This is a genomic window from Cohnella sp. (genome assembly GCF_041640265.1).
Taxonomy (GTDB): domain Bacteria; phylum Bacillota; class Bacilli; order Paenibacillales; family Paenibacillaceae; genus Cohnella.
In genome coordinates this window covers 147,318-169,645 of record NZ_JBEQAP010000004.1, presented here as the reverse complement: position 1 = coordinate 169,645, position 22,328 = coordinate 147,318, and the positions used below count along the sequence as shown (strand labels likewise).

Genomic DNA, 22,328 nt, shown 5'->3' with positions numbered 1-22,328 from the left:
TAAAAGTTTTTTATTACTTCTGTTCTGGAGCCGACATCTGTTTTTTATCTCCTATTTGAAATATTTGTTTTTTATAGTCATCTTTCCTCATAATTGAATATTCGACATAATAGAACATTGTCCTTCAGTATGCTTCAAATAAGGCATCCTTGTTTATAGAAATAGACATTCCAATCACTAAAGTATAAATCTATCGTCACCCTTTAAACCACTCCACAAACTTACTAATCCCATCTTCAAAATGCCATTTCGGATTATAACCTAGGTCCTGTTTTGCTTTACTAACATCTGCGAAGGTCCGGTTCACATCTCCAGGTTGCATAGGCATTCTATTAATTTCAGCTTTTTTTCCTACTTCATGCTCTATAGCTTCCACCATTCTGTTCAAGCTAATCGTGTTCGACTCGCCTAAGTTGAATACTTCATATTTCCCTTCACCTTCTCCTGCCCATTGTATAGCCTTGGTGACCCCATCAATGATATCCTCTATGTACGTATAATCTCTTTCCGTAGAACCATCTCCGTAATAAGGGATGGGAAGTCCTTCAGATATGAGCTTCGTAAACTTATATATAGCAAGATCAGGCCTCTGCCTAGGTCCATATACAGTAAAGAACCTCAAACAAGCCATATTAATCTCATATAAGCTGTGATAGGTATGACACAAGAGTTCTCCGGCTTTTTTGGTAGCAGCATAAGGTGAAATTGGAAAATCAACAACATCACCCTCGGCAAAAGGAACTTTGGAGTTGTTCCCGTAAACTGAAGAAGAAGAGGCAAAGACAAAGCTTTTTATATTATACTTCTTGCTAATCTCGAGAAGGTTTACCGTTCCGTTAATGTTAACATCGGTATAGAGGACAGGATTGTGAATGGAAGGTCTTACACCAGCAGAAGCTGCAAGATGTACAATCGTATCAACTTCATTCTCTTCGAATACTCTATTCAAGAATTCGAAGTCCCGAATGTCCCCTTCTTGTACCAAATAGCGATCACTTGGAATAGCATTTGTCTCTACAAAATCTTGTGTTTCCTTCACGTTATTTCTTTTAATCATCGGTTCATAATAGTCATTAAAGCTATCAATATTAATAATTTTGTTTCCTTTCAGCAATAAAGCTTCACATAGGTGTGACCCGATAAAGCCAGCCCCTCCTGTGACAACAATGGTACTCATTCTCCCCCACCCCTTCATATACAAACCCTAATAACTCAAAATGCATTTCTCTTATTTGCATTTCTAATATCAAAGATACCTTTGCATTGGCAACATGTTGAAGATCTTCATTGATATAATTACATAAGTGGAGTCAGACTATAAGTAGGCACATTAATCAAATTAATAAACCTTATACAATCAGATCTCAAACATTGTTCAGTTACTATCGTATTTTTTTTAATTGTCCTATCATCGATACAATCTCTTTCCTAATACCAGGAAACAGATAAAGTAGACCAAAATAGAAAATAGCACATGTCGCAATTGAGACCAAGCTCCACACTATCCCGTCATATATTTGTTGCAAGAAATACCCTGCAAATCCCATAGCAATCGCAGAGATTGCAGTTGGAAATGTGTTTCGAATAACGTTAGAGATGGGAATACCGATAGAAAACTTCATAATAAGAAAATGAACTAAAACAAATTGAATTCGAATCCAAGAGCGTGCAAATACAAGCATCCAAAACCCATGATTGGCACTATAAATACAAACGGGTACTAAAACTATCAAATGAAGTACCTGCGCTAAAAAAGATAACTTAGGACGTCCCTTTGCTCGATATACTTCGCTACAATACTGTCCAAAAACTATCATTATGGCACTGGTTAATGCCCATTGTCCTATTACTCCACTTGCTTCGCTCCACTGGCTACCCAAAAGTATCTGTGTTGCTAAATCGCTATACAAGTACAGACCAACACCTATTGGAAAGACCAATATGGAAACGGCTCTCTGCGTCTTATAGAACATATTGTTGAATTGCTCACTGTTATTCTGCAATCGAGATAATGCCGAAAACAAAACCGGAACAGTTGCAGCTGTAATTATTGCCGTAATTAAATTTACCATTGTTATAGAAGTTTTATACAGCCCCAAATAATATGTACTTAATATACTTCCTATAATCAATGCATCTACCCAAGTTGTAAGCCATATTGAGATTGCCTCAATCAACGACCAAATACTAAATGACAACATTACCTTTAATTTAGCTACGCTATAGTTAAGCTTAGGCTTCCATTTAGATTTAACTGTCAATATGATTGTGTTAGAAAGCTGAATACAAATGGTTCCTATTATAAGAGACCAATAGCTAAAGCCTAAAAAGGCCAGTGGAATCGATATAACAAATGGTATAAATACTGACACGATACGTACCAAGAATAGCGTCTTAAAATCAAAATCACGTCTGTACAATGCCATTTGTATGCTTGAAAACGATGAAAGTGGTAATTGCACACAAGCAATTATTAATACCATTCCTAATCCTGGATTCCCCACAAAAGTTGCTATTGGTTCACAAAACAGGGCAATTAGCCCCCAAAGAAATAAAGCTATTCCAAGATTAGTCCAAAATGCGACATTCGCATTCTGATATTTTTCTTCACTATTTTTAAATTCATTTTGTACCAAATATTTTTGAAAACCTGCATCAGTAAACATCTCTGCAAAACTGATTATCATAATAACGGTTGCCACTACACCAAAAGCTTCTGGTACCATTAGTCTGGCCAAAACCATGTTTGTAATAGGACTGATAATCTTTGCAGCAATTTCAGTTATAGTTGACCATTTTGCTGCGTTTAACATCTTTTCTCTTAATTCTTCTGAATTATCCAATTTTTTCGCCTCGAGACAAACTATTTAATAAAAGTTCTCTATGTGCTTCACATTCTATAATATTTCGAACCCAACGAAGAGATTTGTGTGAATATAATATTCTAGTCAATTTTCTTCGACATATTTTGTTCAAAATTCTAAACACTAAATTCCCACCATGTAACCCTAATAAATAGCCCTCGAACATCTGTTTTGAAAATAAATCATATCTATTCTGAATAAATCCATCTTCCTGTATTTCTTCTGAACGATGGTTCAAACCATTTAATATCTCTTCTCCCTGCTTATTACTTGCTAACCGGATAGTATTATCGACTTTTACAATTGGAATATACTCCACTTTAATCCTATCTGTTATATTTAGTTGTAATAGTAAACTTGTCTTCCAATACTCGCTCTCAGAATGGTCAAACAAAAAGTTACCCTGACCATAAACGATAGTTGAGCCATGATACTCCTCAACACATCCTATACAATGACTGTGTTGGCAAACTACTAGATCTGCACCCTTCTCCACCATTTTTCTACATGCTTTCTGTAAATACGGTGAAGGATACCGATAATGCTCCTTTCCACCATGATATAGAACTATTACATAATCACATTTTGATTTAAGTTTTTGTATATGGTCCAAGCTTTCAAAAGGATCGAATGGATTAACACCTGCTGAATGCGTCGTTGCAATGGTAAATTCATGCTCTGCACAAGCATATACACCTATTTTTTTCCCAGCACGTTCTAATATGTAAGGTTCACTTGCTTCCGATATATTACTCCCAATTCCAACGAACGGAATTTCATTATCGGATAATATTTGCTTTGTTGATTTGAGCCCTTGCTCTCCATGGTCAAGAATGTGATTATTAGCCAAAGTGATTAACGTTGGGTTAAGTGCTTTTATCCCTTTCGCTGTATTCGTAGGAGCTATGAGGTTAGGACCGCACTTAGCGATTGGATCAACTTTATCAGTGAGAGGAACTTCCAAATTGAAAATACGCATATCTGCAGAATTCCATAATAAATACAACTCCTCACCCAATAATGATATGGCATCACCTTCTGAGAAGAAGTTAATATTTGATTGTGTTGGTACTAAATCACCTCCTATTATTAACTGCATTTTCCCACCCCTTTATTTGTATCGTCATCTTTTTATAACAATTTTTCAGAAAATCTTATACGATCTCAAACAGCACATCATAATTAGAGAAGCCGTTCCACTGCGTGATTTTCTCATTTTTATATGTCCACTCTATTGACTGAGGTACATTATAACAAATCTCCAATTTTTAAAATTGTTTTGTTGGTAATTCAATCCAACTACCTAGCAGATAATCAAATGATTCTGGCTTAAACTTTTCATATCCAGAACCAGGGTAAAAGGTCAACTCACCAAAAAATAAATTACCATTGATCTCATAAAAATCTACTCTAACAAATGGAATGTTTTTAGAAAGCTTCTCTGCAAATTCTACCATTTTTTTGAAATTTTTAGGTTTATTAATAATAGATTTACTATTTAAATAATGCCGTTCAAATGGCATAGGATTCCAATCCATATCATAAAAATCCACATTTAGTCCGTTGGGAGAATTTCTATTTAAGCAAACAAATAAGCATTTTGCTTCTCCGTTAAAACACATGAACTTATAGTCCTTAAGCTCTGTGCTTGACTCATCTAACTTGAATTCCTCACATATGATTCTCGGCTCAACATTTTTATAAGGCCACTCTCTACTATTAAAATAAAAGTTTCGTTTTAACCACCTATTAAATTTCACTTTTGCTTCTTCTAGATCTAATGACTTTTTGTCTTTGCAAATTAAAAGCCCACCAGAATCATGCGTACATTTCAACACAAAAGCTTCCGGTAATTTTTCGATATCGATTTCATCGAAATCATTATAAACTCCTAATAATGGAATCAAATATTTTTCACCTATAACATTAGTTATATACCTCCTCACCTCATATTTATCAACTAATTGAGTATATATTGGATTTCTATCATATAGTTTTAACCACTGAAGTTTCTCGTTAAAGCTTTTGGGCTTATTTAGGTTTAATCTTTTCCCAATCCTGACCCAATACATGAACTGAAGGTGTATTTCGTCGTTCATCCATCTAAGATAACCCTTGCTCTCCAAGTACATCAGTAACTTACTGGGAATCTTTAATGAATTAAGGAAATAATTATTTTTCACTTAGTAATACCACCTTTAATAGCGACCATTCTTTTTTTAGTTGGATCAACAATCCGTATTATAACGAACGCCAACGCTATTACTAGTTGATTAGTTGTCGAATAATATGAAACCAATCCAATTTCCATAATAACCAACGTAAAAAAAATTGACATCGCAAATGCTATCAGGTCTTTATCCATTTTACGGATAACAATCAACTTTCTGGCTATAAACCAATACATAGAATAGTAAGCTAGAAAGCCTATTATTCCTACACCAACCAGTAATTCTATATAATTATTATGTGAATATGTCTCCATCCCAATCGTTCTAGCTAACATTACCTCATAATTCCCAACACCGTGACCTATTATTGGATTATATTTAAACCACTCGATACCATATCTTATCATCATTATTCTATTTCCATCTGACTCATCAATTTTTTTATTGAAAATCGTATCCTTCAATGCATCTATTCGACTACCTATTATTCTGTAAAAGAAGTCAACATTGAATGACAAATACATTATCAAGCCAACAAAGGCACACACAAGTATTATATTTAAATACACTTTTTTCTTTCTTTTTTCTCTAAATAATAGATATAGAGCAATGCCAAATACTAATGAAAATATAGCTTTTTTTGATCCAGTTAAAAGTATCACAACTGAAAAGACAGCAATCAACACTAAATAACTATTTTTTTTATTCTTGAAATATAAATATGTAGCACTGATACTTGATATTGCCAAGAAAATTCCCACTGCATTGGAATTATAATACTCTAGAACCAGCCTGTATTTAATCTGTAATAGATTATCAAACCCAACTTCATATAAGAGATATCCGATAAATATGATACCTGCAATAACATTGCCTTTAATTATCACTTCTACTTTATCTTTACTACTTGCATAACTCACAAGTGCAGTCACAACAAATAAATTTATTCCCATTTCTAATATAATTCTATATTGGGGTTCGTCAGACCATAACATTGAGGTAATATAAAAAGACAACACAATTATCATCCAAATTGTATGATAAGAAATCTCGAACTTTTTAGTATGTATCAATTTATTAAAAAGTATTATTACAAAAAAAAGAATATAAGATACTCTATATACTAGATTAAAGTCGGGGTTAGTTGCGAATATATATGTTGAAATAATAAAAATCACTGCAGTAATATCGAGAAATTTCCCATTACCTCTTTCGCGAGAATCTACCATTATCTGTTCCTTTCTCATAAAGCTTTAAAAACGTTTCCCATTGAGTATACACCTTGTCTGGCTTTAAATTCTCAATTATTTTATTTGCATTCATTCCCAATTTTTTCGATAATCCCTCATCTGACAAAAGCTTAAACATTGCTTCTGCTAATTTTTCTTCGTTACCCACAGGAACTAATAAGCCGTTTATACCATCATTAATCAAGAAACTTGAACCACCACAAGGACAATCAGTAGAGATAACTGGTAAACCTACTGCCATAGCTTCCATTAGAGCATTCGATATACCTTCATAATCTGAGGATAAAACAAAAAGGGATGCTCTATATGTATAGTCAAATATATTATCCTTAATGCCGGGCAAATAAACCCTTTTTTCAAGCTCCAAGTCTCTTATTAACCCTTCTAATTCAACCCTTAAATCCCCTTCTCCGTATATCATTAGGTTGAAGTCAGGAAAATTATCAGCAATTCGCTTAAACGCTTTTACTAATAATTTATGATTTTTCTGAGGAAATAACTTTCCTACTGCAACAATCACCTTATCTCTTTCGCCTTTATATCGAGATACTAAAAAATTTTCATTTAATGGATTTGGTATAATTGTACTCTTATTATTATTTAACTTCGTTTCAAAAAACTTTTTTGCTTCAGCAGTTTGAAAGACAACTCCGTCAGCATTGCGTATTAAATACTTTATAGCAAGCTTTTTCAATTTTGATTGGTAGTCCACATTAGGATCATTTCTAAAAGATACAATGATAGGTACATTAATAAATCTTCTTACACTAAGTATTCTATATATTTCTCTATCTAGAAAAGTAACAACCACATCCGGGTTGTACGAATTAATAAATTTAATAATTTTCCTATTTCTACGTATATTCTTGATAATTACATTATCATTTACATCTTGATATGAAGCATCTAAACACACGTGTTTAACTGATGTTTTCAGTTCATATTTACTCTGACAATACGCCGTTGTTACAATTGTAACCTCGTACTTGCATGAAAGAAAGTTACTCAAGTTTGTTATAACTCTCTGGGCACCGCCTTTATATAAATCAGAAATATAAAATATGATCTTTTTCATTCTTTACTCCTCGTATAATAGTTTGTAAGTTCAGCTCAAGTAAATTCTATTTAATCAGGAAAGCTAGATAAAAGCTTAAAGAATTATCAGTCACATGATATGGTTGTTGGTGTGGTCGAACCGTCCGCAGCCCGAAAAGATATATGTCGTTGTTTTAATTTAATGAACATACTGAATGTATATACTCATTATTTTACGATGGATAATATTGATTGCTAATAATCTCCTATCTTTATGTAAACACATAGACTTGATTAATTTCCAATATCCTCTAATAAATTTGTGAGTCTCTATATCTTCTTTCGCAATAACATACAAATTGCAACACTTTTCATATTTCCTTTTATATTCCACATTAAAGTATCCATGCTCTTCTAAGTATGCTTTCATATCTTCCTCACTAAAGGGATCAATATTTTTTTTATTCTTTCTGAATTTATAAAGTTGTTTCACATATTGGGTACTCAAATGCTGCCCAAATTTATCACTGCGTAATATTCCATTTGCTCTTAATCTATAACTTATTAGTGGTCTATTTATTATCCCAATTTTATAACCTGAGGTAAGTAATCGAAGCCATAAGTCATAATCCTCTGCTGACTTTATGCTTCTATAACCATTAAATGATTTTATTACCTCTGATTTAATCATCACAGTGGAATGTACTATACAGTTACTATATCTCAGAATTCTTTTCACTGTATCAGTGCTTGCGTATGAGATTTTATCCGCCAACACCTTATTTTCTTCATTTATTAATTCAATATCCGTAGCAACCATGTCAAATCCGTTTTCACACAAAAACTTGAGTTCATTTTCGATTCTATCTGGAAACGAAATATCATCTGCATCCATTCGTGCAATATATTCACCCTTCACCTCGTCCAAGCATCTATTCAAACTCATAGCTAGCCCCAGATTTTCTTTATTATTAAGAATAATCACACGGGAATCTTTGTTTTTATATTCGTGTAATATTCTGGAGATATCTACATTGGTTGGATTGTCTATAGCAATAATAAATTCTAATGTTCGATATGTTTGATTCAATATAGAATCTATTGCTTTTCTTAATTCATCTTCTGTTTCATTATAGGTACTCATAACAACACTTACTAACATGTCCACTCATTTAACACTCCTTCTTTATTATAATAAAGAGTGACAGTTCGATACGTTTAGACCTTTATTGTTTTAACTTTAATAGCTGGATTACCGACATACAAACAATTCTTTTCAACATCTCTTGTAACAACACTCCCAGCCCCAATAATCGCATTGTCACCAATCGTAACACCTTTTAGTATCACACAATTGGCTCCAATCCAGACATTTTTCCCAATTTCAATCGCTTTACAGATATATTTTTCCTTGGTAATATTGTAAAAGTTATGGTCATGATCATATATCATTACTCCAGGAGCTATTGTAGTATTTGATCCTATAAAAATTTTCTTCATAGATACTATCATACAATTTTTATTTATGAAAACGTTATCTTCAAATACTATTGTTCCGTTGCATGCTTCGATTTCAGAATTGTTTCTTATATATACTCTGTTTCCAATTACAACTTTTGAATTTTTTCCAAATAAACGAATAGTGGCACTCGGGTGGATAAGCGTAAACCAATTTATATGTATCCCGCGTCCATATATAGCACCCATAAACATTTTTCTGATAAGACTACATATCACAAGCATTATATAGTTTAACTTTTCCATGAGTTCCCTCTCATTCTAAATTACAATATGCTACATACCTTATCTAGAAAAGTATATATGGAAAACTGGTTTGATACTGCAAAATTTTTTTCCATGTGATGTTTTATTATTGTTCTATCTTTATTTAATTTAATTATTGAAGAGCTTAATTCTTTGTTATCTCCTGGTATAATTATTACACCATTTTCTTCTTTTAATATTTCCGTTATGGCTCCTACATTTGTTGTAATTATTGAACAGCCCGCAGCCATTGCTTCTAATATAACAATAGGCATTCCTTCTCCAAATGATGGTAACAATAATACATCCGTCTCAAGAAGAATATTTAGTTTTTCTTGACCAGAAACGTATCCATGCCTTATAATTTCACCGCTTTGGCTATTAACCAATTCATTAAAATCATTTACAATATTTGGGTTACCTATAGTGCCACAAATATTGAATTTGTAGCCAAAATCACATTCCTTAAAAGCCATCAAGCAATCTAATATTCCCTTTCTTTTATCAATTGAACCCATGAATGTAAAATTAATACGCTCGCTATGAATAATATTACTGATCTTATTATTTACAGAGATATCATCCAGATTAACAGTATGGAAATTATAAATGCAAGAAGTTCTTTCGAGCGATAATCCATGATTAACAAACGTCTCTTTTGTTCTATCCGATAGGAATATAACTTTATTAACATGCTTATTTAATATTGTTATTATAGAATCATTAACCGTTCTATTAGAAAACATTATCTTACTGTACTCTGCAAAATGAATATGTAATACTACTTTTAATTGTTTGTTTTTTTTCTTGAGAGAACGAATTATTAATAAATCTTTCAAAAGCGCCCACTTTATAGATGAGTGGTAATATAGTGTATCGTATTCAGTGGCTTTTATTTTTTCTTTGATTCCTTTTCTCAACTTTAAGTAATTACGTATATTTTCGACACTTAATTGCCCACCAACACTTTTGCTACGTTTGATCACACAAGTATCATAAGTTTCAATCTCGATGTTTTTGTTTTCTATATACTCCTTTTCAGTAATGATAGAATCTACAATATATTTTATTCCACCTTTAAATCTCCCTTTGGTATCAAATGGCGCTACCATTAGAACTTTTTTCACCATTTTAAACACCGCATTTCCCATGTAATATATTCACACTAATTGTTTTGTGAAACATTTTTAAAAAACCACTATTTATCACTTGTGTTATGCTTGAATTATGGACTAGAAAACCACTTGAAATTGCATATACCTTAATTGCGAATATGAACATCCTTTCATAAATAATATGTATTTTTTTTCACACCACATTACCCCAAATAATTTTATTTATTATCTTGGTGTAACTTTGTATTATTTTCACAACTTTAATAGATACATTTTCATCTTTATAATCATTTGCTAATACATTTGACTCGTCAAATCTCCAAGCTCCATGAGTTAAATCAACAGCTTGCATTATATCTTTTTCTAAAATACCACCAACTATTACCGTACCTTTGTCTAGAACTTCAGGTCGTTCTGTTGAAGTTCTAATAAGCACCCCAGGAAAACCGAGAATTGCTGCTTCCTCAGATAATGTACCACTATCCGATAATACACAGAACGAATGTGACTGGAGTTTATTATAATCAAAAAAACCAAATGGTTTAAGTTGTCTAATCAATGGATGAAACTTAAAACCTCTTTCCTCAATTTTCTTCCAACTTCTAGGATGCGCTGAATAAATGATTGGTAGTTGATAATTCTCAGCAATACGATTAAGAGCATTCATTAAGGAAAGGAAGTTCTCCTCATCATCGATATTCTCTTCCCTATGAGCAGACACGACTATATACTTTCTTGCTTCTAATCCTAATTCTTCTAGCACTTTACTCCCCTCTATCTTGCCCAAATTCTTTTGCAACACTTCTGTCATAGGGGAACCTGTTACGAATATATGCTCTTGTCGTATACCCTCAGATAATAAGTACCTTCTACTATGTTCTGTGTAGGGTAAGTTAATATCGGATATATGATCTACTATCTTTCGATTGATCTCCTCTGGTACGTTCTGATCAAAGCATCTATTACCGGCTTCCATATGGAATATAGGAATCTTTAACCTCTTGGCAGAAATAGCACACAGTGCAGAGTTTGTATCTCCAAGAATTAATAATGCATCTGGGTTTTCTTGTGATAATACCTCATACGACTTAGCAATAATATTGCCCATTGTCTCTCCTAGATGCTCACCTACTACATTCAAATAATGATTCGGTTCTCTTAAATTAAGTTCATCGAAGAATACTTGATTTAACGAATAATCCCAGTTCTGTCCCGTGTGTACTAATATATGATCGAAATATCTATCACAAGCCTTTATTGTCTCTGATAACCTAATAATTTCAGGTCTCGTTCCTACAATTGTCATTAATTTCATTTTTGCCATTCGTACTAAACCTCCATAAAATATGTATCTGGTTTGGTAGGGTCAAAAACTTCAGAAGCCCAAAAAAGGGTGATGACATCTTGTTTCCCAAAATTCGTAATGGAATGAGTGTAACCTACAGGTATATCGACTACCTCTGGTATTTCTCCATTTACATTATACTCAAGAACTTCATCAGAACTAATTTTTCTAAACTTAATAACCGCTTCTCCTTGGATGACAAGAAATTTCTCTACCTTTGTATGATGCCAATGGTTACCTCTAGTAATACCCGGTTTTGTCTTCGATATAAAGATTTGTCCCATGTTGTCTGATTTAATAAATTCAGCTAACCAACCTCTGTTATCAACATTCTTCTTTAATTTATACGAGAAGTTATCTTCTTCTAGAAAAGATAAGTATGTGCCATAGAGAGCTTTATCCAATTGGCTCTTTAAGGAAGGCATAATCAACGTCTCCCTATTATTTCTAAAGGAATATAATTTATCTGCTAATTCCCCAACTTTAATATTGTAAGTGACAGAAACATAACTGAAGGTACCATCTCTATTTTCTTTTCCTTCTAGAGCTCTAATAAACTCAGCTACAACATCATCTATATAACTCAACACAATTCGAGCACTAGCATCGTTGATCTGAACATCTAAATTCCTCGCTATGTTATGACAGAAAGTCGCTACAACAGAATTGTAGTTTGGCTTACTCCATTTCCCAAATAAGTTAGGCAGTCTATATACGATAGACTTAACTCCTGTTTCTTCGCTATATTGGAATAACAGATCCTCTCCAGCCTTCTTGCTCATACCATACGGATTATCCTTCTCAGCTTGGATGGAGGAAGTAATAAGTACTGGTGCCTTATTGTTGTGTTTTTTTAGAAGGTCTAGAAGTTCAGACGTAAATCCAAAATTCCCCTCCATGAATTCTCTTTCATCTTGAGGTCTATTCACCCCAGCAAGATGGAATACGAATTCACATTTTTGTGTGAATTCATTCAGTAAGGCTCTATCCGTTGCCCTGGTAAACTCTAATATATCTGAATAGCCCTTATTTTTTAGTTCTGCTATCAGGTTTTTACCTACAAAACCATTGGCACCTGTAACAAGTATTTTCACTATTTATTCCAGCCTCTCAGCTCTTCTTGAACATATTCTAATGTAAGGAGCTTATCCTTAATTTGTTCTATATTAAGTCGCTGTGTATTATGGGAGTTATATTCATCCTCTAATGCTAACTGTTCATCACCTTCAACGAAGTACTTATCATAGTTAAGGTCCCTTTTATCAGAAGGAACTCTGAAGAAATTTCCAAAATCTTCTGCTACAACATGCTCTTCTCTTGTAAGTAATGTTTCGTACAGCTTTTCTCCATGACGAGTACCGATTACTACTATTTCATTATTAGCATTGAATAACTCCTTAATTGCTTGTGCTAGATCACCAATAGTCGATGCAGGTGCTTTTTGTACCATGATATCTCCAGCTTCAGCGTTATCGAATGCAAATACTACAAGTTCCACGGCCTCCTCAAGACTCATCAAGAACCTAGTCATATTGGGATCTGTAACCGTTAAGGGTAGTCCATTTTTAATTTGTTCAATAAATAGTGGAATTACAGAACCTCTAGAGGCCATCACATTTCCGTAGCGTGTACCGCAAATGAGAGTCCTATCTGGATCTACTGTTTTTGCCTTAGCAACAAACACCTTTTCCATCATGGCTTTGGAGATTCCCATTGCATTAATAGGGTACGCTGCTTTATCCGTAGACAAACAAATGACTTTGTCTACTCCACTTTCGATTGCGCCAATTAGAACGTTTTCCGTCCCTAATACATTTGTTTTAACGGCTTCTAAAGGAAAGAACTCACACGATGGAACTTGCTTAAGTGCTGCTGCATGAAAAATGTAATCAACACCATGCAAAGCATTCTTGACGCTTCCTAAGTCCCTTACATCACCTATGTAAAACTTCAATTTGTCATTTTTATAAAGCTTTCTCATATCATCCTGCTTCTTCTCATCTCGAGAGAATATGCGAATTTCTTTTATATCCGTCTCTATGATTTTCTTCATGACAGCATTTCCAAAGGAACCTGTACCACCTGTAATTAGTAAGGTTTTATTTTTGAACATGTTATGACCTCTTTCAACTTATTTAAAATGCTTCTCTAAAATATCAACCGAGTTCTTAACATTAAAATTATCTTCAATGTATTTTCGACCGTTTATTCCTATCGTTGATAGTTCCTTGCTAGCAGCCATCTCTTTAACCCTAGTCACAAATGCATCAGTATCACCTGACCATACCCATTCACCGCACTGAGCTTCTTCAATTAAATCTTTAAGATCAGTAACCTTATCTGTTGCTGCCAGTATCGGTTTTGCATACTCCATATATGATAAAATTCGTGATGGATAGTTAGGAATTGTAAATCGTGGATCAAGTACAATTAATCCTACATCACACTCTCTTGTTATTTGTTCGTATTCATCTCTTGGTAGGTTTTCAATTACTAGAGCATTTTTTATGTCCTTTTCTCTTATTGTCTGCTCTAACTTATATCTATCTGTTCCCCTACCAACAAAGAGAAAGTATATTTCATTATCATCTTTACATTCCTTAACTGCCTTACATAATAGCTCTATATACTGAGGTCTTCCCATATTGCCTCCAAAAAGAAACACACAAGCTTCATTGGGAATACCGTAGCGTTCTCGTATAGGAGATTCATTGGATTCAATATTATCAATGAGTTTTTTAGTATTCGGAAATATTTCTACCTTTTTTGGATCCAACCAGGGGTTGTGTTCTGCTACGTAGTTTTTATTAGCAGAAGACATACAACCAATAAAATCTGCTGTTTTATATAACTTTTTTTCTTTTGTCGTAAAATATCTAAATAATAAACTATTACATTTCATAATGCCTAAGTCTACTGCATTCTGTGGAAATATGTCTTTGAGCATTAAATAAGCCCGGCAATTGAATTTCTTCTTAGCCCATGCAACCAAACCAACATTCGTCACGGGAGGTGCCTCAAATAGAATCATATCGAATTTTCTATGCCCTAGGTGTTTGGTTATGCCTTTTCGCATCAATACCGGAATTTTTAATGTAGTTATACCTTTTTCAATTAGCCCTACATCATAGTAATTGCCAGTGACTATACGAAGCACATCAAAATTACGTTCTTTTTTTAATTCTGTGGATTTCTTATTCCTTGATTGCTCAGAAACAGCCACTGTTATCTCATAACCAGCTTCATATAGTGCCTCCGCTAAATCTGTATATATTGTTGCTCCTTTATTTGGTTCTGGAAATGAAGTAGCAATATATAATACTCTCAATTGTTCTCAGTCTCCTTATTTTTTTTAAGCACCCCTATTATGTCATTTACAAATTCCAGATATGATAGATTTGATGACATTCTACTTGTTTACATCCAACTTTCTGATAGAAGTTAATTGCCCCTATATTTCGCACCTGAGTCCCAACTCTTATTTCATTACAACCACGTAGATGAGCTGCATACTCTACTGCTCTAAATAGTCTTGTGCCAATCCCACCATTAGCCGTATTTTGTGACACTGCAATAAGTTCTACAATACAGGAATTATCTGAATAAGAGTGTAATAGGAATCCATCAATTTCACCATTTGCATTCTCATACAAAGCATAATACTTATCTGTTTTCTCAAATGAATTTATCAGCCACTGCCGGTAAACTTGATTACCGCCTCGATTAACTAACTCAGGATCCTCTGTAAACTTAGAAAACTGGAATACTGTCATTTCAATAATTCGTTCGTTTCGCTTTAGCGCTTGATGAATCTGAATATTCTCCGTTCTATGATACGGACCTACTAATTGTTTCTTAAACTGTATATTTACATCAGCTAAAAACGCTGAAGATTCTTTTCCTATCATTTGAGCATTAATAGGTTCTGAGTTGCGATTCTCTATTGAAATAAATTGATATACCTTAAATCGTTCTCTTAATTCTTTCCAATCAACTAACATTAGTGGTTTATGTAGAATAGCTTTGGCGCAATTCACGCCAAAAAAATCGGTATCCCACTTTAAGTCGTAGAAGGTAACTGCATTTTCTATGCTTTTATCTTTCACTAGTAACCCTACCTCCTACATCCCCACGCCTGTCTTTTTACTTTTTCCAACTACATATATATCCTCACTTTTCAAAACTGACACTGCCGTTTTTAAGAATATCTTAATATCAAGCCATAAAGATAGGTGATCAATATAATAAATATCGTGCTGAATTCTTTCTTTCCAAGACACTGTATTTCTATAATAAGCTTGGTTAAAGCCAGTAACACCTGGTCTAACCTCCAATTTACGTTCCTCATTACCCTTGTATAGCTCACGGTGCACTGGTAAGTCTGGTCTTGGACCTATAATACTCATATCACCTTTGATAATATTTAGAAGTTGTGGCGTCTCATCTAGACTTGTCTTACGAATAAACTTCCCTATCTTAGTTAGCCTTGGATCATCTTCTGAGTTAAAGGTTGATCCGTCTTCATTTCTTATGTCCGGGGCGTTCATTTTCATGGATCGGAATTTATACATTTTAAATATTTTTCCTTCCTTACCAAGACGCGGGGCATTATAAAACATTGACCCATTGTCTTGAAAATAAATAATTGGTCCAATAATAATCAATATAATAAACCAGAAAGGTAGAGCGAGTATCGATATAATCAGATCAAATATTCTTTTGAGATAATTTTTATACATTTCCTCACCCCATCTGTGATTCACTAGCATCTTTATTTAAAACTTTTTCCATTGCGATCTTCAGACTTAAACACACATACTTCACATCTTCATCATTCAACAAGGTATGCAACGGAAGTGTGATTTCATTAGCATACTGCTTATAAGCATTGGGATAATTTTTAATGTCGAACCCTAATTCCTTATATGCCGTAAACATAGGCAATGGCTTATAGTGAACATTACATGCAACACCTGCATCTGCCATATTGATTATTATTTCGTTCCTCTCAGCTTCTCCAATTCCAGGTATTCGCACCAAATAGAGATGACCTGCTGACGCAAAGCCCTCATCATAATGTTGCAAACTCCGAATATCCAACGTCTGCATCTCTCTATCATACATTTCAATGATCTCCCGCCGTCTTTTCAAGAGCCTGTCATATCTGCTTAACTGTATCAAGCCAATCCCTGCCGTAATGTCAGTCATATTGCTTTTATATGCTGGATGGATAATGTCGTAATCCCACGCGCCTATTTGAGTTTTGGCTAATGCATCTTTCGACTGACCGTGGAGGGAATACAACATAAATTGGTTGTAAAGCCAATCATCGTCTAATCCAATATCGCCTCGCCAAACAACAGCACCTCCTTCAGCAGTTGTTAAATTCTTTACGGCGTGGAATGAAAAACAGGTGAAATCGGCTACTTGACCGCATTTGTCCCCGTTCCACTCAGCCCCAAACGCATGAGCGGAATCGGCCATCACTATTATTCTATTATATAGCCTTTGCAGCTTATTGTTAGATTTAAACAACCCTCGCTTGCTCTCCACCGCTTGATATATTGCATCGTAATTACACATCTTCCCAGCTATATCCACCGGGATGATAGCCTTGGTTTTATCAGTTATCACGTCAGCAAGCTTCGAATAATCCATCTCAAACGAGTCTGGTGCCACATCGACTAGCACGATCTTAGCTCCTACATGATCTATTACAGCAGCAGTCGCCGTATATGTATAAGCTGTGGTGATTACCTCATCACCAACACCGATACCTAAAATACGGAGTGTAAGCTCCATTGCAGCAGTTGCAGAATTGAGACATACGGCTTTTTTTCCACCAACATATTCAGCAATTCTTTTCTCGAAGAGCTTTGTCCTCGGCCCAGTTGTGATCCATCCGGATTTCATAACTTGTATGACTTCCTCAATCTCCTCATCTGAGATATCTGGTGGGGAGAATCGAATATTTCTGAATACATTTACACTCATAGGATATACCTCACTTGTATCTTCATTGATGTATCCATTCCTTCTAATTTACAGATACACTAGGTCGCCCAATGGACGAATAAGTGAAACCTCTTTCCTTCATCAACACCGGGTCAAAACAGTTCCTGCCATCTACAATAAAGGGCTGTTTCAACAATCGCTTTACCTGATTGAGGTCCATCGTTCTAAACTGTTCCCATTCGGTTAAGATTAAACAAACGTCACAATTCATTAACGTTTCGTAAGGGTCATTCCCATAACTGATTTTGTCCCCGAAATGAATTCTCGCTTCTTTGGAAGCAATCGGATCATAAGCTTTAATCTTTGCACCTTGTTGCAGCAATTTGGGAATAATCGATAGAGAAGGAGCATCACGCATATCATTCGTGTTCGGCTTGAAGGCCAATCCGAGAACACCGATTGTCTTCCCTTTGATGTCCCCTACCAGCTCCTTAATCTTGTGTATTACGACAATTCGCTGTTGCTCATTCGTTTCAATAACTGATTTCATGAGCTTGAAGTCGTATCCTGCACTCTCTGCAATATGCACCAATGCGTGGGTATCCTTCGGGAAACAAGAACCGCCGTAACCGATACCCGCCTGCAGAAATTTGGACCCTATTCTAGAATCCAGCCCCATACCGGCGGCCACTTGAGTCACATCGGCTCCGACACGTTCACTGATATTGGCGATTGCATTAATGAAGGAAATCTTAGAGGCAAGAAATGCATTGGAAGCGTATTTGATCATCTCCGCGCTTTCCAGATCTGTCACGAAGATATTCGTTTTAAATGGTTCATGTAACTCTGTAATGATCTTCGCTGCCCGTTCACTATTCGAGCCAATAACGGCTCGTTCCATATTCATGCAGTCCGCAATTGCCGAGCCTTCTCTAAGGAATTCCGGATTGGAAACCACATCGAATGTTAATTCTTCATTCTGAAGATTTTCTTTAATGATTCTCTCCACTAGTCTACCGGTTCCTACCGGAACTGTGCTTTTGTTCACGATAACTTTGTATTGATTCAGATGGGTTCCAATGGTTTGGGCAACTGAGGTGACATAACGCATATCTGCTTCTCCAGTAATCGACATCGGAGTTCCCACAGCAATATAGATGATATCTGCTGATTGAATAGAGGAGGGAATGTCTGTCGTGAACGAAAGGCGGCCTTTCGCTACATTTGCTTGAACCATGTCTTCAAGACCCGGTTCATAGATTGGGATAATCCCATTCTTTAGATTGTTAATCTTCTGCTGATCAATATCGCAACAGATTACTTCGTTGCCTATCTGTGCGAAACAGGTTCCTGAAACTAGACCCACATAGCCCGTACCCATGACAGCAATTCTCTTCATCTACAGATAACCTCCAAGGTATTCTAGTTGTCACCGGGCAAATTTAATCCTCAGAAAAAACTCAACCCCTGATTTCTCAGGGGGAACTAACCAACTCTAAAGAAACTCTTCTATGAGGAGAAGGAACCATTTCCTCAAGAACTCCCTTAACCATATGTCGGTCCTCAGCCAACACCTTCTCTAATCGTCTAAACTCAAGCTCCAGCTCGAAACGATTGATTTGACCAGGATGGCCGATGAAGATACGGTCATGCTGAGTGGCTGTTATTCCTTCGTCCATGGACAGCAATTCCTCGAATAACTTCTCTCCGTTACGTATACCTGTGAATTCAATAGGAATATCATGATAAGGCTCGAATCCGGACAGTCGGATAAGATCTTCAGCCAATTCGATAATTCGGACAGGCTTGCCCATATCAAGGACGTAAATCTCTCCCCCGTCGGATAATGCGCCTGCTTGAATAACGAGCTGAACAGCCTCAGGGATTGTCATGAAGTACCGCACCATCTCAGGATGAGTTACGGTAACGGGACCACCCCTGGCAATCTGATCTTTAAACAAAGGGATTACGCTGCCGCGGCTGCCTAATACGTTCCCGAATCGTACCGCTGCAAACTTAGTGCTGCTGCTATTGTTCAAGCTCTGTATGTACATCTCTGCGATTCGTTTGGTTGTTCCCATAACGCTGGATGGGTTTACAGCTTTGTCTGATGATACAAGTACGAATCGTTCCGCTTCGAATTCATCGGCACAATCAGCCACATTCTTCGTGCCGAACACGTTGTTCTTAACGGCTTCCGAAGGATTGCGTTCCATCAACGGAACATGCTTATGCGCAGCGGCGTGGAACACGACATTCGGCCTATACTCGCAGAACACTTCTTTCATCTTATCGCGGTCTTGAATATCTGCAATAAGGGCTTCAATACGAAGATCCGGGAAGTTCCTTCGCAGCTCCAACTCGATCGTATAGATGCTGTTCTCACCGTGTCCGAGAATGAGCAGATTACCCGGCGAGAAGGTCGCGATCTGTCTGCAGAGCTCCGATCCGATAGAACCTCCAGCTCCGGTAACAAGTACAACTTTATCCCTGACATAATTAGAGATCCCCTTGAGATCTGTCTGGATCGGATCACGTCCTAGTAGATCTTCTACCTGCACATCGCGGATCGTATTTAAGGTGACTTTCCCTTGAATGATATCCTGCAAGGGAGGAATAATTTTCAGCTTTGCTTTCGTTGTTTTACAAATATCGATAATATCTGAAATTTCTTTCTTAGAGACGGATGGGATTGCAATGATGATTACCTCGATCTGTTGTTGATCAACTATGGCCGGTATATCATTACGACTTCCGATTACTGGAAGCCCGTATACCTGAAGGCTCGTTTTTCTAAAATCATCATCGATGAATGCAACCGGATAAACCGTAGATTTCTTGTTAAACTTTATTTCCTTAGCAATCAGCATGCCGCATTCGCCTGCTCCGACGATCAGGGCTTTTTTCAATTCTGTATTTTGCTTATAGTTATCCCGGTATACTCTCCATAGAAACCGCGACCCTCCAAGCAATAAAAGAATCGTTTCTAGATTTCGAGCAAAGATGGATAACGGTACAGTGTTACCGTACACGAAATAAGTAGCCGCATAGGCTAGAATACAGCTGCTGATAACAGCTTTACTGATTGAGACTAGTTCACCGATACTGGCATATCTCCATATACGATTATACAGCTTGAAGTAAAACATGCTTGCAGCACAAAACACGCTTGAGATAACACCAAATACGATGCCTTGCTGTATGTAATGATACGGGACGGCTCCATCAAATCGGAAGTAGTAGGAGGAAACTATGCTTATCCATACCATCAGAATGTCAATTAGGATCAAGAATGAAAGTCTAATAGGATATCTCATTTTTTCTCCTCCTACTATTATTACTCTGCGGACCCATAATAATAGTAATAATCATCTTGATTGCTTCGCTTCAAGTTGTTCATTACAACACCTAGCAATCTAGCATTCACGTGAACAAGCTTTTCCTTGGCCTTCTGGGCTTGGGTAATCTTAACTCTGCCCGAATCGACGACCAATACGATTCCATCGCTGATCGATGCGATAATCTGTGAGTCCGTTACAGCAAGCGTAGGAGGAGTATCCAGAATGATAATGTCGAATTCATCCTTTAATTGCTCTAGCAAGACCTTCATCTTGTTGGAAGCCAACAATTCGGCTGGGTTAGGAGGAATCATTCCTGAAGGCAGGAGATAGAGATTCGGCACGAATGTCTCTACCACGACTTCCTTCACCCCGCATTGATTCGTAAGCACATTGGTTAAACCATAACGATTAGAGCATAGAAAGGTATGATGTGCGGTAGGCTTGCGAAGATCCGCATCGATGAGCAGCACCTTCTGCTCAGCTTGCGCGTATGTAGCGGCTAGATTGCTTGCTGTCGTCGACTTGCCTTCACCGGGACTGGCAGATGTGACCATGATCGTCTGTATACGGCTATCGATAGATGAGAACTGGATGTTCGTTCTTAAGCTGCGATATGCCTCTGAGACCGGAGATTTGGGATTATTGTGTACGATGATGTGACGTTTCTTAGCTTTAGGAATGGACTTTGACATTCTGTTCTCTCCCCCGGCTTAAGGAAGCCTCATTTCTTGATGTTCTAACCTCATCATCCTTCAGCTTGGGGATCATCCCAATGGTCGGCACACCTAAGTACTGCTCAACATCCTGCTCGGTTCGAATGGTATCATCCAAGTACTCGAGAAGAAAACATGCTCCAACTGCAAGCATAAGTGAAACGATAAAGGCAATCGCTGTATTCAGCACAGGCTGAGGCTTTACTGGGGCAGGTGTCTTGGACGGATTAGCTGGAGCTAGCAGCGATACGTTGTCCACCTTCATTATTGAAGGAATTTCCTTGATAAACACGAGCGATATCGCATTTACGATTTCAGTTGCTACCTTATAGGAAGGATTCTCAACGGACAAGGTCATCACTTGCGTATTGTTAACGGAGCTGACCTTCACTTGAGCTGTCAGTTGTTCCGATGTAAGTCCGAGTTGCGGGTAATCTTGAACGACTTTATCCATGATTACGGGAGTCTTGATAATTTCCTTGTAAGTATCAATGAGTCTAATGTTCAGATTGACAGAGTTAATATCCACTTGTCCCACATTCACATTCTCATTCGTCTTGTTTACGATCAATTTAGTAGAGGCTTGATAGACGGGCTGTAGCCACATGAAGCTGGCCATTGCCGTGACTATACTTACAACAAAAACAAAAACCAATATGAGCCAAATTCTCTTGCGGATAATACGAATATAATCCTTCAAATCTAATTCCACTGACACATTATTAGCCCCCCATGATGCCTGATTCAGGTTGTTTAAGAAAAAATGGTGCATCCC

The 22,328-nt window shown here is 36.3% G+C and carries 20 protein-coding genes; all 20 read right to left on the bottom strand.

Translation table 11 applies throughout. The features are described from left to right. Positions 1–196: 196 nt before the first annotated feature. On the bottom strand, positions 197–1,177 hold the full coding sequence (locus tag ACESLK_RS05065; RefSeq protein ID WP_372663131.1) for a GDP-mannose 4,6-dehydratase: 981 nt from the start codon (positions 1,175–1,177) through the stop codon (positions 197–199). Between the two features lie 205 nt (positions 1,178–1,382). Beyond that, positions 1,383–2,843: a lipopolysaccharide biosynthesis protein gene (locus ACESLK_RS05060; protein WP_372663129.1), complete on the bottom strand. Its 1,461-nt coding sequence runs from the start codon at positions 2,841–2,843 to the stop codon at positions 1,383–1,385. Continuing rightward, positions 2,836–3,963 carry a CapA family protein gene (locus ACESLK_RS05055; protein WP_372663127.1) on the bottom strand — a complete coding sequence of 376 codons (1,128 nt, stop codon included), beginning with the start codon at positions 3,961–3,963 and terminating at the stop codon, positions 2,836–2,838. Before ACESLK_RS05055 ends, ACESLK_RS05060 begins: the two co-directional genes overlap by 8 nt. A 169-nt stretch (positions 3,964–4,132) precedes the next feature. After that, positions 4,133–4,963 carry an ATP-grasp fold amidoligase family protein gene (locus ACESLK_RS05050; RefSeq protein WP_372663125.1) on the bottom strand — a complete coding sequence of 277 codons (831 nt, stop codon included), beginning with the start codon at positions 4,961–4,963 and terminating at the stop codon, positions 4,133–4,135. Positions 4,964–5,043: 80 nt separating this feature from the next. Further along, positions 5,044–6,030, bottom strand: coding sequence for an O-antigen ligase family protein (locus tag ACESLK_RS05045; RefSeq protein ID WP_372663123.1), 987 nt, complete (start codon positions 6,028–6,030; stop codon positions 5,044–5,046). 208 nt (positions 6,031–6,238) lie between these two features. After that, positions 6,239–7,360 carry a glycosyltransferase family 4 protein gene (locus tag ACESLK_RS05040; RefSeq protein WP_372663121.1) on the bottom strand — a complete coding sequence of 374 codons (1,122 nt, stop codon included), beginning with the start codon at positions 7,358–7,360 and terminating at the stop codon, positions 6,239–6,241. Positions 7,361–7,519: 159 nt separating this feature from the next. Beyond that, positions 7,520–8,482, bottom strand: a complete 963-nt coding sequence (locus tag ACESLK_RS05035) for a glycosyltransferase (RefSeq protein WP_372663315.1) — start codon at positions 8,480–8,482, stop codon at positions 7,520–7,522. Between the two features lie 56 nt (positions 8,483–8,538). Further along, positions 8,539–9,084, bottom strand: coding sequence for an acyltransferase (locus tag ACESLK_RS05030; RefSeq protein ID WP_372663119.1), 546 nt, complete (start codon positions 9,082–9,084; stop codon positions 8,539–8,541). 20 nt (positions 9,085–9,104) lie between these two features. After that, complete coding sequence (locus ACESLK_RS05025; protein WP_372663117.1) at positions 9,105–10,235, bottom strand: glycosyltransferase family 4 protein; 1,131 nt, start codon at positions 10,233–10,235, stop codon at positions 9,105–9,107. A gap of 157 nt (positions 10,236–10,392) precedes the next feature. Beyond that, the gene (gene wecB, locus ACESLK_RS05020) at positions 10,393–11,523 is read right to left on the bottom strand and encodes a non-hydrolyzing UDP-N-acetylglucosamine 2-epimerase (RefSeq protein ID WP_372663116.1); all 1,131 of its coding nucleotides are present in this window, start codon (positions 11,521–11,523) and stop codon (positions 10,393–10,395) included. A 5-nt stretch (positions 11,524–11,528) separates the two neighbouring features. Beyond that, entirely contained in the window at positions 11,529–12,638 is a 1,110-nt protein-coding gene (locus ACESLK_RS05015) for a capsular polysaccharide biosynthesis protein CapF (RefSeq protein WP_372663114.1), read from the bottom strand. Beyond that, positions 12,638–13,657: a polysaccharide biosynthesis protein gene (locus ACESLK_RS05010; RefSeq protein WP_372663113.1), complete on the bottom strand. Its 1,020-nt coding sequence runs from the start codon at positions 13,655–13,657 to the stop codon at positions 12,638–12,640. The genes ACESLK_RS05015 and ACESLK_RS05010 overlap by 1 nt, the downstream gene beginning before the upstream one ends. An 18-nt stretch (positions 13,658–13,675) precedes the next feature. Then, positions 13,676–14,872 carry a glycosyltransferase family 4 protein gene (locus ACESLK_RS05005; RefSeq protein WP_372663111.1) on the bottom strand — a complete coding sequence of 399 codons (1,197 nt, stop codon included), beginning with the start codon at positions 14,870–14,872 and terminating at the stop codon, positions 13,676–13,678. 46 nt (positions 14,873–14,918) lie between these two features. Further along, a complete protein-coding gene (locus ACESLK_RS05000; RefSeq protein ID WP_372663109.1) occupies positions 14,919–15,650 on the bottom strand; it encodes a GNAT family N-acetyltransferase in 732 nt (243 codons plus the stop codon). 15 nt (positions 15,651–15,665) lie between these two features. Beyond that, positions 15,666–16,283: a sugar transferase gene (locus ACESLK_RS04995; protein WP_372663107.1), complete on the bottom strand. Its 618-nt coding sequence runs from the start codon at positions 16,281–16,283 to the stop codon at positions 15,666–15,668. Between the two features lie 4 nt (positions 16,284–16,287). Beyond that, a complete protein-coding gene (locus ACESLK_RS04990) occupies positions 16,288–17,538 on the bottom strand; it encodes a DegT/DnrJ/EryC1/StrS family aminotransferase (RefSeq protein ID WP_372663105.1) in 1,251 nt (416 codons plus the stop codon). Positions 17,539–17,581: 43 nt separating this feature from the next. Further along, on the bottom strand, positions 17,582–18,898 hold the full coding sequence (gene tuaD / locus ACESLK_RS04985; protein WP_372663103.1) for a UDP-glucose 6-dehydrogenase TuaD: 1,317 nt from the start codon (positions 18,896–18,898) through the stop codon (positions 17,582–17,584). Positions 18,899–18,974: 76 nt separating this feature from the next. Further along, positions 18,975–20,816: a polysaccharide biosynthesis protein gene (locus ACESLK_RS04980; protein ID WP_372663101.1), complete on the bottom strand. Its 1,842-nt coding sequence runs from the start codon at positions 20,814–20,816 to the stop codon at positions 18,975–18,977. Positions 20,817–20,836: 20 nt separating this feature from the next. Further along, positions 20,837–21,532: a CpsD/CapB family tyrosine-protein kinase gene (locus tag ACESLK_RS04975; protein WP_372663099.1), complete on the bottom strand. Its 696-nt coding sequence runs from the start codon at positions 21,530–21,532 to the stop codon at positions 20,837–20,839. Beyond that, positions 21,513–22,271, bottom strand: a complete 759-nt coding sequence (locus ACESLK_RS04970) for a YveK family protein (protein WP_372663097.1) — start codon at positions 22,269–22,271, stop codon at positions 21,513–21,515. The genes ACESLK_RS04975 and ACESLK_RS04970 overlap by 20 nt, the downstream gene beginning before the upstream one ends. Positions 22,272–22,328 lie beyond the last annotated feature (57 nt).